This is a genomic window from Neisseria sp. HMSC064E01 (assembly GCF_001808875.1).
Lineage (GTDB): Bacteria > Pseudomonadota > Gammaproteobacteria > Burkholderiales > Neisseriaceae > Neisseria > Neisseria sicca_A.
This window is the reverse complement of sequence record NZ_KV794886.1, coordinates 7076-17463: the sequence shown is the minus strand read 5'-3', so window position 1 is coordinate 17463 and position 10388 is coordinate 7076. Positions and strand designations below refer to the sequence as shown.

At 48.6% G+C, this 10388-nt stretch carries 13 protein-coding genes; 3 read left to right on the top strand and 10 right to left on the bottom strand.

Features of this window, described 5'->3' with window-relative positions; genetic code table 11:
- From HMPREF2572_RS01670 to HMPREF2572_RS01655, 4 genes are all read right to left on the bottom strand, one after another.
- Nucleotides 1-316: hypothetical protein (locus tag HMPREF2572_RS01670; RefSeq protein WP_070495832.1), on the bottom strand; the 316-nt coding region annotated here is incomplete at its 3' end.
- A 417-nt stretch (nt 317-733) separates the two neighbouring features.
- Nucleotides 734-1033 (bottom strand): hypothetical protein, encoded by a 300-nt coding sequence (locus tag HMPREF2572_RS01665; RefSeq protein ID WP_070495829.1) that lies wholly within the window; start codon nt 1031-1033, stop codon nt 734-736.
- A gap of 23 nt (nt 1034-1056) precedes the next feature.
- Entirely contained in the window at nt 1057-1407 is a 351-nt protein-coding gene (locus HMPREF2572_RS14520; protein WP_168161770.1) for a hypothetical protein, read from the bottom strand.
- A gap of 701 nt (nt 1408-2108) precedes the next feature.
- Nucleotides 2109-2480, bottom strand: a complete 372-nt coding sequence (locus tag HMPREF2572_RS01655) for a Spy/CpxP family protein refolding chaperone (RefSeq protein ID WP_246827736.1) — start codon at nt 2478-2480, stop codon at nt 2109-2111.
- Nucleotides 2481-2792: 312 nt separating this feature from the next.
- Here HMPREF2572_RS01655 and rpe point away from each other — a divergent pair, with 312 nt between their 5' ends.
- Nucleotides 2793-3476, top strand: a complete 684-nt coding sequence (gene rpe / locus HMPREF2572_RS01650) for a ribulose-phosphate 3-epimerase (RefSeq protein ID WP_070495823.1) — start codon at nt 2793-2795, stop codon at nt 3474-3476.
- 163 nt (nt 3477-3639) lie between these two features.
- Here rpe and ruvB read toward each other — a convergent pair whose 3' ends face one another.
- From ruvB to HMPREF2572_RS01620, 6 genes are all read right to left on the bottom strand, one after another.
- Nucleotides 3640-4671: a Holliday junction branch migration DNA helicase RuvB gene (gene ruvB, locus HMPREF2572_RS01645; protein ID WP_070495822.1), complete on the bottom strand. Its 1032-nt coding sequence runs from the start codon at nt 4669-4671 to the stop codon at nt 3640-3642.
- 71 nt (nt 4672-4742) lie between these two features.
- Entirely contained in the window at nt 4743-5051 is a 309-nt protein-coding gene (locus HMPREF2572_RS01640; RefSeq protein WP_019270909.1) for a hypothetical protein, read from the bottom strand.
- 63 nt (nt 5052-5114) lie between these two features.
- Nucleotides 5115-5753: a hypothetical protein gene (locus HMPREF2572_RS01635; RefSeq protein WP_045074600.1), complete on the bottom strand. Its 639-nt coding sequence runs from the start codon at nt 5751-5753 to the stop codon at nt 5115-5117.
- Nucleotides 5754-5763: 10 nt separating this feature from the next.
- Entirely contained in the window at nt 5764-6999 is a 1236-nt protein-coding gene (locus HMPREF2572_RS01630; RefSeq protein WP_070495945.1) for a multifunctional CCA addition/repair protein, read from the bottom strand.
- A gap of 383 nt (nt 7000-7382) precedes the next feature.
- Complete coding sequence (locus HMPREF2572_RS01625; RefSeq protein ID WP_070495820.1) at nt 7383-8342, bottom strand: SPFH domain-containing protein; 960 nt, start codon at nt 8340-8342, stop codon at nt 7383-7385.
- Between the two features lie 100 nt (nt 8343-8442).
- Nucleotides 8443-8850 carry an NfeD family protein gene (locus HMPREF2572_RS01620; protein WP_070495818.1) on the bottom strand — a complete coding sequence of 136 codons (408 nt, stop codon included), beginning with the start codon at nt 8848-8850 and terminating at the stop codon, nt 8443-8445.
- A 180-nt stretch (nt 8851-9030) separates the two neighbouring features.
- Between HMPREF2572_RS01620 and ung the strand changes: the two genes are divergently transcribed.
- Entirely contained in the window at nt 9031-9690 is a 660-nt protein-coding gene (gene ung / locus HMPREF2572_RS01615; RefSeq protein ID WP_070495816.1) for a uracil-DNA glycosylase, read from the top strand.
- A 107-nt stretch (nt 9691-9797) separates the two neighbouring features.
- Nucleotides 9798-10295, top strand: coding sequence for a YbhB/YbcL family Raf kinase inhibitor-like protein (locus HMPREF2572_RS01610; RefSeq protein WP_070495814.1), 498 nt, complete (start codon nt 9798-9800; stop codon nt 10293-10295).
- Nucleotides 10296-10388: the final 93 nt, after the last annotated feature.

The following is a 10388-nucleotide window of genomic DNA, read 5'->3' as shown; positions in this document are numbered from 1 at the left end:
AATTTAAATCAGTATCTGCCATAATAACTCCATTATCACCATTATCATTTATATAGCTTACTACTCTTTTAACATATTCTAATGAGTCATCATGTTTAAGAATCCAGTTCTCTACAATAATATTAAAATCATAGTCAAAAACATTAACTTGTTGATTAAAGCCACCTAAGTCTAACAAGTCAGAAAAATCCTTAATAAACGCTGACTGTGTTCCAAGCCCAAAATCAAAGAACAAAAAAGTATCATACTTTGGTATTAAAAAATTATTAGGTAAACAAAAATGCTGTCCAATAAAAATATCATTTATTTTTTTCATAAACATTTCCTTTGTAACTATTTTGTAAATCTAATTTTAACTGGCTGTTTTGCTCCATTGCGGAAAAACATTGCTGATAGCCAACCAATTTCCATCCATACCTCCTCCAGTATTGTTTGGATAAAAATGATAGAGAAGGTCGTCTGAAAATTGATTTTAGATGACCTTGATGTTTTTTTTGAGTCTCGATCCAACCTACGCTTGTTGAAAACACCGTTTGGCGGTTTCAGACGACCTTTTTACACTTTATAAATAATTTGGAGTAAGAAACTACGTACGTACCTTGGGGCACGCACTCTACATATGGGCTATGGTTTGCTAGGGGGGATTTACTAAAGATTTGTTATTCATACCAAATACCATTTCCATCACTTCCATAGTCAGGATTGAGAAGCAAGAAATTAACAATATCCGATATTAGTAATGGGGAGGATAAGTCATCATATTTTTTATTATATGTGTTGCTTTTCCATTGGAATAATCACAGATAACTCCTCCCTTTTTTACAATGCTAGTCATTACATCCCTTAATATTTCAATAATCTCGCAATTTGATAATTCAGGAAAATCATCTTGTATTCCAATCTTGGTTCTCCATAGCCAAACTTCATCATCTAATATTTCGTTACTCCTTTTATCAATATAATCGTTTAAATCGCAGTATCCTTTAGCTTTTAACTTTTTATCAATATATATATGTTCTCTAGGGTTATGCATAATAAAAATCTCCTAATGTTATATTATTTTTGATGGATTTTAAAATCTCGTGGAAGCACTTTGGCATTGCAATCCAGTATTTCACTATGTCTTGACGAGTGCCTAATACCAAATTTATCGCCATTTGGTAATTCGTCCCAAGTTCCTATGCTGTTACTATATTCTCTAACTTTTTTTGAATTTTTTAATAGTTCTTTTCTTATATTGTTAAATTCTTGTTTTGAGACTGTTCTGATATTTTCGGTTGCTCCTTTATTAACTTTTTCAATATAATTTCCATTTTTATCTTTAACTATATTATCAATAGAGCTTTTTTCATTTTTCTTCCCATCATCGTCATCAGGTGGCATAGGGGTACCTGCTTCAGCCCCCACTATACCAGTATCCGTACGAGTACATTTTCCACAGCCTTTTTTATTGGCGTTATTTTGAGCTATGGCAGGTGGTACAGGCTTGGCAATAGCTTGCGCTTTAGTTTGTGATTGAGACTGTGCGATCTTAATAGCTTTACTGCCAGCATATCTAACTGCTGCTGAAGCTACAAATAAAAAGACCTTTTATAATTGCACCACCTTTTATTATAAGAGGGATTGCAAAGGCAAAAAGCCCCAAAGGACCAATCCAGTTTGGTTGCAGTGGAAGTAGTGGGTTTGTTGTCGGTTTTCTCCTTGTTAAATCGCAACGCTATAAAAACGCCCCGTCTTCAACGTGGCAAAGAAACTTTCCATTGGTGCATTGTCCCAACAGCTCGCCTTACGCAACATGCTTTGAATTATGGAATGTTCCGTAAGCAATTGCTTATATCCGAGCGTACGGTAAAACACGCTTTGGTCGGAATGAAGTAGCGCTTCTTTGCCTGTCAGTCAGTGAGTGGTTTTGGGCAGTATTTCCTTCACTATTTTTCTGTCGGCTGCGTATGCGCAGGTAGTGGAATACGGCTTGGTATTTGAAGTGTGATGTATGTTGAATCATAAAAAACTGCACTTTATGAGTTGGAGGGGATGTCCAACTCACAAAGTGCAGTTCAAGAATTTCAGACGACCTTTTTGTACGGATAAATCAGGAAAGCGATATGTCAGCGAAGGCAGGAAGAGAGCCAAAGCTGACGTTGGCGCGGGTTGAGCAGGTGGTAGAAGCGGTGTTGGATTTCTAATTCTTCTACGGCAAAATCCATGCTCGACAAGTAGCGGGTTTCGACATAATCGCGCGCGTTGTTTTGATCGAAATTATCTGCCGCAAGGATTTTCATAATGACTTGGCGGCGGTTACGGTCTGTGCGGACGAGTTTACGGTATGCTTTGTCCGATGCCTGTTTGTAATCATTACGGATGCGGCGCAAAGCATTGTGTTGGTCTTGCGTCAGATTAAGGGAGCGGATGTCGCAATTGGCTTGAAAATCGTCCAGCTTGATATATTGGGGGCCGGCGTGCACAGGGCTAACAGCCATCAGTAGCGCAACTGATAATGCACAGAGGGGTAAATAAGATTTAAATCCAGCAGACACAGTGTTTTCCTAGTTTCCGTAACCGCGCAAATATACCCGATTAGCGTGTGAAAGGCAGTATCCCTCCAGTTAACTTTTGTTAACTTCATATCTTTATTTTATTTCTGTCAAAACATATCGTTAACCAATAATTATCTATGCATATGCTTACTTTTGTTAAATATTAATAATGCATAGTTAGTGTTGCGTGAGGCGTTGGTGGTAGAATATGAAAAATTATCCGTTTATCAAACCACACCATCCGACTGGATTTCTATGAACCACAATTTCCGTATTGCGCCCAGTATCTTATCCGCCGATTTTGCCCGTTTGGGCGAAGAAGTAACGAAAGTTATCGAAGCGGGAGCCGATTTGATCCATTTCGACGTGATGGACAATCATTATGTGCCGAACCTGACGTTCGGCCCTATGGTCTGCGCAGCGTTGAAGCCTTATGCCACCGTGCCGATTGATGTGCATCTGATGGTCGAACCCGTTGACGATCTGATTCAGGCATTTGCCAAAGCAGGGGCGTCGATTATCACGTTTCATCCCGAAGCCAGCCGCCATATCGACCGCAGCCTGAGCCTGATTAAAGACGCAGGCTGTCAGGCAGGATTGGTGTTGAATCCGGCAACTCCCGCCTACATTTTGGAAAACGTATTGGACAGGTTGGACATGGTATTGCTGATGTCGGTCAACCCCGGTTTCGGCGGTCAAAGCTTCATCCCACACACCCTTGAAAAAATCCGTCAAGTGCGGGCGATGTTGGATCAGTACGAAGCGCAAGGCGGGCGGCACATTACCATCGAAGTGGACGGCGGCATCAAAACCGACAATATCGCCGCCGTCGCGGCGGCGGGCGCCGATACTTTTGTGGCAGGTTCGGCCATTTTTGGCAAGCCGGACTATAAGGCGGTGATTGATGCTATGAGGGCGGAACTGGCTTCTGTGGTCTAATGTGCTGAACTGCTTGGCAAATCGTTTCTCAATCTCTGTATCTTCTCAGACTTGATTACCTTGCTCTGCTTTAAAATCTATCCGCACCAACTACGCTGATAACAAAAGGTCGTCTGAAAACCAAAAATCCGGTTTCAGACGACCTTTCTTTATTTCGATACGCTTATTTTTCCATTTTCAAGCCGAAGTGCAGGTACGTGCGTTCGGTCGCCATTCTGCCTCGCGGGGTGCGTTGCAGGAAACCTTGTTGTATGAGGTAAGGCTCGATCACGTCTTCGATGGTGTCCGTGGATTCGCCGATGGCGGCGGCAACGTTATCAAGACCGACGGGGCCACCGCTGAATTTGTGCAGGATGGCTTCGAGGAATTTTCTGTCCATGACGTCCAAACCTTGTGCGTCCACATCCAGCATGCTTAAAGCGGCATCGGCGACAGCGGCATCGATTACGCCGTTGTTTTTCACATCGGCAAAATCGCGGACGCGGCGCAGTAGGCGGTTGGCGATGCGGGGCGTGCCGCGGCTGCGTTTGGCGACTTCCATCGCGCCTTCTTCGCCCATGTCGAGTTGCAGTAATTGCGCGGAACGGCTGACGATGGTGGCAAGGTCTTGATTTTGATAAAACTCCAAGCGGGCAACGATGCCGAAGCGGTCGCGCAGTGGGTTGGTCAGCATACCTGCGCGGGTGGTCGCGCCGACGAGCGTGAAGGGCGGCAGGTCGATTTTGACGGAACGGGCGGCAGGGCCTTCGCCTATCATGATGTCGAGTTGGTAGTCTTCGAGCGCGGGGTAGAGGATTTCTTCGACGACGGGGCTGAGGCGGTGGATTTCGTCGATGAACAATACGTCGTGCGGCTCGAGATTAGTCAGAAGGGCGGCAAGGTCGCCGGCGCGTTCGAGGACGGGGCCGCTGGTTTGGCGCAGGTTGACGCCCAGCTCTTTGGCGATGATGTGCGCCAGCGTGGTTTTGCCCAGCCCGGGCGGGCCGAAGAGCAGGGTGTGGTCTAGGGCTTCGCCGCGTTTTTTGGCGGCTTGGATAAAGATGGCGAGCTGTTCTTTGGCTTTGTCTTGCCCGATATAGTCGTCCAGCGTTTTAGGGCGCAGGGCGCGCTCAAGCAACTCTTCCTGCGAGGAGATGCTTTGGGCGGTGATGATGCGCTGGGGTTGGGCGGCGGTCAGGTTGTCGGTTTGCAGCATGGGTTTTCCGATGGGTTCGGGGTCGTCTGAAAAGCGGTTTGCCGTTTTCAGACGACCTTTTTGAAAGGGATTCAGCCGCGTGTTTCGCGCCAAACGAGGTAATCGCGCAGGGGCGGCATGGGCGGGTTGATGCAGTGGGGGCAGATGCCTGTGGTGTCTTCGTCGTCGCTGTCGATGTGGTAGGCGTTGGGGTCAAAGCGCACCTGCTGCATCACCGCCTGCGCCAATGCCTGCGCCTGAACGACGTCGAAGGTGAATTTTTCGAGGATTTCGTTCAACAGGCGGATTTCGCCTTCGCTGAATTCTACGCTGTGTTTGAGGATGAGGCGTTGGTAATCTTCGTTGTTGATTTTGGGCAATAAATCGGTTTGTAGGGTCATGGTTTTTATATTTGTAACGAAATGGCTGAGAGGCAGATTATAGCGGATATGGCGGCAGCTGTTTTAAAGGTCGTCTGAAAGTTGACGGGCTTTAGCGGATGCTGGGATAAACCTGTTCAATTCAGTATTGATTATCTGAGCATCACGGCTGTCAAAAAAATCGCCGATAAGTATGGTTTTTTCCTGATAATCGAAAGACCATGCGCCTTGTTTGCATTTTTGGATATGTAAGATATTGGGGATATCGTTTTTTGGTTGTTTTATACCATTTTGGTAGTAGTTTTTGTTTGGGTACTCAGCTTCCCTTCCTCTTGCAACAGGAGCTTTGGGAATATTGTCACGAAACTGCCATTCGGAAATTTCTGATAGCGGAAAACTACGCCAACGTCCAATGGAGAACAAGGTGTATCCATGAGACAGGGTATGGTTACGGATCTTGATGTTTTCACGTACGAAAAGTTGCCAGAGAAGGCTGTAAACCAGTGAGCCGACTAGGTAGAAAGTAAAAAGTATATGGATAAGAATTATTATTGGATCAGTGAAATAATGCTCTTCAAGGTAAAACGGCGCGATGCATGTAATAGCAAAGGAAAATATAAGAAATAGAGCGGTAAAACCGATTTCCTGAGAGTCATGTACAACACGAGCAGACACAGTAATGCCGTCGGGCGCGCGTTCGATTTTATAACGTGAAGATGTCATCAATAGCTTCCTATTTTTCTGTCTTATACGCTTTTTGCAGCGGGGCGATTTGAGCCAAGCGCGCGCGGTCGATTTCTTCGGCGATAAGGTGCGCTTTTTCCTGCGCGCGGCATTCGGCGGCGATTTTGCCCGAATCCACTTGGTTGGCGGCTTCGAGCAGGGCGAGCCAGTGCGCGCGTTGCGGGTAGGGGGCGTTTTCGCGGTTCAGACGACCTTGTGTATCGGCAATGCAGACATTTAAAGCGGCGGCGAAGCGTTCGGGTCGTCTGAAAGCGTCGGTTTTTTTCAAAACGGTTAAGATGGTTTTGTTTTTGAATTGCCCGACTTGGTGGAACATAATGTGCCAGCGGCAGACAAGTTCGGCAAGCTCGGCGCAGTGTCTCGGCGTGCGCAGTCGCTGATTGACTTCGCGCACGGGTTCGACGCCTGCGAGGTCGTGTCCGTGGTGTTTGGGCAGGATGTTGGGCGGTGTTTTGGCTTTGCCTAAATCGTGCAGCAGGGCGGCGTAGCGCTCGGGCAGGCTCAGCCCCATATCGGCGGAGCGTTGCAGCGTCATCAGGGTATGGATGCCGCTGTCGATTTCGGGGTGATAGTCGGCGCGTTGCGGCACGCCGAAGAGGGCATCGACTTCGGGCAGCAAGACTTTGAGTGCACCGCATTCGCGCAATACTTCAATCATCCTGCGGGGATTTTTTTCCATCAAACCTTTCGCCAACTCCTGCCAAACGCGTTCGGCAACCAAAGCGTCCGCTTCACCGTTTTCAACCATCTGCCGCATCAGTTTCATGGTTTCTTCGGCGATTTCAAACCCGTAGCGCGCGGCAAAGCGGGCGGTACGCAGGATGCGGACGGGGTCTTCGGCAAAGGCGGGCGAGACATGGCGCAAAATGCCCGCTGCCAAATCCTGTTGTCCGCCGAAGGGGTCGATGATGAGGTCGTCTGAATCCTGCGCCATCGCGTTGATGGTCAGGTCGCGGCGCATCAAATCCTGCTCCAGCGTAACGTCTTTGTCGGCGTGGAAACTGAAACCGGCATAGCCCTTGGCGGTTTTACGTTCGGTACGGGCGAGGGCGTATTCTTCGTGGGTGTCAGGGTGGAGGAACACGGGAAAATCTTTGCCGACCGGCTGGAAGCCTTGCGCCAGCATGGTTTGTGCGTCGGCACCGACGACCACCCAGTCGCGGTCTTTGACGGGCAAACCTAAAAGATAATCGCGGACGGCGCCGCCGACGAGGTAGGTTTTGATGGTGTGTGTTTTCTGAGTCATTGAATTGGTCTTGGGTAACAATCAGAATGTATAGTGGATTAACTTTAAACCAGTACGGTGTTGCCTCGCCTTAAGCTCAAAGAGAACGATTCTCTAAGGTGCTGAAGCACCCAAGTGAATGGTTCCGTACTATCTGGATTTTGGGGAATTTTGCAAAGGTCTCTATCTGTACTATCTGCGGCTTCGTCGGCTTGTCCTGATTTAAATTTAATCCACTATATTGAAGCTTGGTCAGATGGGCATTCTGTCTGCAATCATGTGAATAAAGGTCGTCTGAAAAAACGGTTTGGCGAAATTCACTCTTTATTCTAGCGAAACGCGTTGCACTCGTTTTCAGACGACCTTGTGGCAAAACGTAAGGTTTATTTTGCCGCTTTGTTGCTGTCGATAATCTTCAGTCCGGCTGAAACCAGGCTGCCGATGTCGGCGACGTTGGCAGGCATAATCAGCGTGTTGCTTTCTTTTGCCAAATTGCTGAAGGCGGCGACATATTGCTCGGCAACTTTCAGGTTGACGGCTTCTGAGCCGCCCTCTGAGCGGACTGCCTCTGCGATTTTGCGGATGGCGTCGGCGTTGGCTTCGGCAACCAGGCGCAGGGCTTCGGCTTCACCTTGTGCGCGGTTGATGCGGGCGATTTTTTCACCGTTTGACGCGTTGATGGCGGCTTGCGCTTCACCTTCAGACTGTTGGATTTCCGCTTCGCGCTGACCGCTGGCGAGGTTGATTTGCTCGATTTTGCGGCCTTCGGATTCGGCGATGCGGGCGCGTTTTTCACGTTCGGCGGTAATTTGCGCCTGCATAGAACGCAGGATTTCTTGCGGCGGAACCAAGTCTTTGATTTCGTAACGCAATACTTTCACGCCCCATGCGCCTGCCGCTTCGTCGAGCGCGGAAACGACGATGCTGTTGATTTCGTCACGTTCTTCAAACGTTTTGTCCAACTCCATGCGGCCGATAACCGAACGCAGCGTGGTTTGAGCAAGCTGGGTAATCGCCATGATGTAGTTGCTGGAGCCGTAGGAAGCGAGTTTCGGGTCGGTTACTTGGAAGTAGATGATGCCGTCAACGGTAAGCTGGGTATTGTCGCGGGTGATACAAACTTGGCTGGGAACGTCCAAAGGCACTTCTTTGAGCGAGTGGCGGTAGGCGACGCGGTCAACGAAAGGAATCAGGATGTTCAGACCGGCAGTCAGCGCATTGTGGAATCTGCCGAGGCGTTCAACGACGTAAACTTCCTGTTGCGGCACGACGATAAACGACTTGAAGCCGAAAATCACGACGACAATCAGCAGGATGACGGGGAAGCTGTATAGAAATTCCATTGTTTTTCCTTATGCTGTGAGAGCAAAAATTAATATTAATAGATGAATATTTTCAGGAAGGGTAATTAATTCGCCCATGATGCTCCTTTCAATCGTATGATCAATTTAAACGAATCAGCAAAACATTACCGTTTTTACCGGTAATAACGGCGGTGGAGGTCGTCTGAACGGCGTCGGCATTTTCAGCCTGTGCCTGCCAGTATGTCCCCCGATAAGAAACTTCATAGCAATCGCCGTGAAGGCGCTGGAGGATATGAACAGTCTGTCCGATGTCCAAATCATCATTCAGTTCCTGGCGTGGCGCAGTTTTTTTGAACTTGCCGTGTACCAGCCAGATACCGGCGGCGGATAAAACGGCTGCCGCTGCAACGGCAATCGAAGTATCACCGGTCAGCCAATACACCAATCCCGCGCCGAACAAAGCCGCACTGACAACCAAGAGATACACAGTGCCGACAAACAGCTCGACAATCAGAACGGCAGCAGCAGCGATAAACCAAGCAGTCATATAGATTCCTTAAGATTCGGGTGGTACAGACTCCATCATAACGGCACAAAGGCTGACTGACAATTCAATCATGACGATATTTTATTTTAGATGTCCGATGGGAATGGGCGGTCAGTAGAAAAAGCGTCATATCCATCTTGCTGCGTTATAATGATTTTTCACGATCATGAGGGCATCAGTATGCAAACTTGGCACGAAGCAATCGGCTCGGAAAAGTCCGAACCCTATTTCCAACAGATCATCGAAACCGTCAAAAAAGAGCGCGGCATGGGACGGATTATCTATCCGCCTGCCGAAGACGTGTTCAACGCCTTTAAAGCAACCGAATTCGGTAACGTCAAAGTCGTGATTCTGGGGCAAGACCCGTATCACGGCGCAGGACAGGCGCACGGGCTGGCGTTTTCCGTCCGCGAAGGCATCGCCGTTCCGCCTTCGTTGGTCAATATTTACAAAGAGCTGGCGGACGACATCGAAGGCTTCCAAATCCCGCAACACGGCTATCTGCAACATTGGGCGGAACAGGGCGTTTTACTGCTCAATACCGTCCTGACCGTCCGCGCGGGGCAGGCGCATTCCCATGCGACATTGGGCTGGGAGCGCTTTACCGACGAAGTCGTCAACCAAATCAACCAAAACCGCGAACACGTCGTTTTCATGCTTTGGGGCAGCCACGCGCAGAAAAAAGGCGCGTTTATCGACCGCAGCCGCCATCTCGTCCTCAGTGCGCCGCACCCCTCGCCGCTGTCCGCATATCGCGGCTTCTTCGGCTGCAAACACTTTTCCCGCGCCAATGCCTATTTGCAGGAAAACGGCATGACGCCGATAGATTGGCAGGTATGAAACAGGTCATCTGAAAACGGCAGCCCAGCAAACCGGACAATCCACCCACCGTCTGAACAAGCCTTCCTTTTTCAGACGACCCTTTCCCACCCCCACAGGAGAACACTATGCAGGTAACGACTTCAGCCATTGCCAACGGCGAATTTGAAGACAAATACGGCAAACGCGGCAGCCAATTCAGTCCGAACAACATGCCGACTTACTCCATCCCTTTTGAAATCAGCGGCGCGCCCGAAGGCACGAAATCCTTTGCTGTCGTTTTGGAAGACAAAGACGCCATTACCGCCAGCGGATTTGTGTGGACCCACTGGCTGATTTCCGACCTCAAGCGCACCTCCGTCGCCGAAAACGAAAGCCTGACCGCCACTGACTACACGCAAGGCGCAAACAGTTGGGCAAGCCTGTTGGGCAAGTTGGACATCGAAGAAGCCACAGGCTACGGCGGTATGTATCCGCCCAACTGCCGTCATCGCTACGAACTCATTGTTTACGCACTCGACACCGTATTAAACCTACCGCGCGGCTTCCGCTTCAACGACCTGCACTTTGCCATGCAGGGACATATTTTAGACAGCGCAAGCGTAATGGGAACGTATGATGTATAAAGCCTGAGCGGTCTGTTTGACAAAAGGTCGTCTGAAAACCAATTTCAGACGACCTTTTTCTTTTTTATAGTGGATTAAATTTAAACCAGTACG

Bases quoted from the DNA above. Each gene is read 5' to 3' on its own strand.
- HMPREF2572_RS01640 (WP_019270909.1), bottom strand. From the start codon at position 5,051: ATGACCCTACAAACCGATTTATTGCCCAAAATCAACAACGAAGATTAC.
- ruvB (WP_070495822.1), bottom strand. From the start codon at position 4,671: ATGCTGCAAACCGACAACCTGACCGCCGCCCAACCCCAGCGCATCATC.
- HMPREF2572_RS01635 (WP_045074600.1), bottom strand. From the start codon at position 5,753: ATGACATCTTCACGTTATAAAATCGAACGCGCGCCCGACGGCATTACT.
- HMPREF2572_RS01610 (WP_070495814.1), top strand. From the start codon at position 9,798: ATGCAGGTAACGACTTCAGCCATTGCCAACGGCGAATTTGAAGACAAA.
- rpe (WP_070495823.1), top strand. From the start codon at position 2,793: ATGAACCACAATTTCCGTATTGCGCCCAGTATCTTATCCGCCGATTTT.
- HMPREF2572_RS01625 (WP_070495820.1), bottom strand. From the start codon at position 8,342: ATGGAATTTCTATACAGCTTCCCCGTCATCCTGCTGATTGTCGTCGTG.
- ung (WP_070495816.1), top strand. From the start codon at position 9,031: ATGCAAACTTGGCACGAAGCAATCGGCTCGGAAAAGTCCGAACCCTAT.
- HMPREF2572_RS01665 (WP_070495829.1), bottom strand. From the start codon at position 1,033: ATGCATAACCCTAGAGAACATATATATATTGATAAAAAGTTAAAAGCT.
- HMPREF2572_RS01655 (WP_246827736.1), bottom strand. From the start codon at position 2,480: ATGGCTGTTAGCCCTGTGCACGCCGGCCCCCAATATATCAAGCTGGAC.
- HMPREF2572_RS01620 (WP_070495818.1), bottom strand. From the start codon at position 8,850: ATGACTGCTTGGTTTATCGCTGCTGCTGCCGTTCTGATTGTCGAGCTG.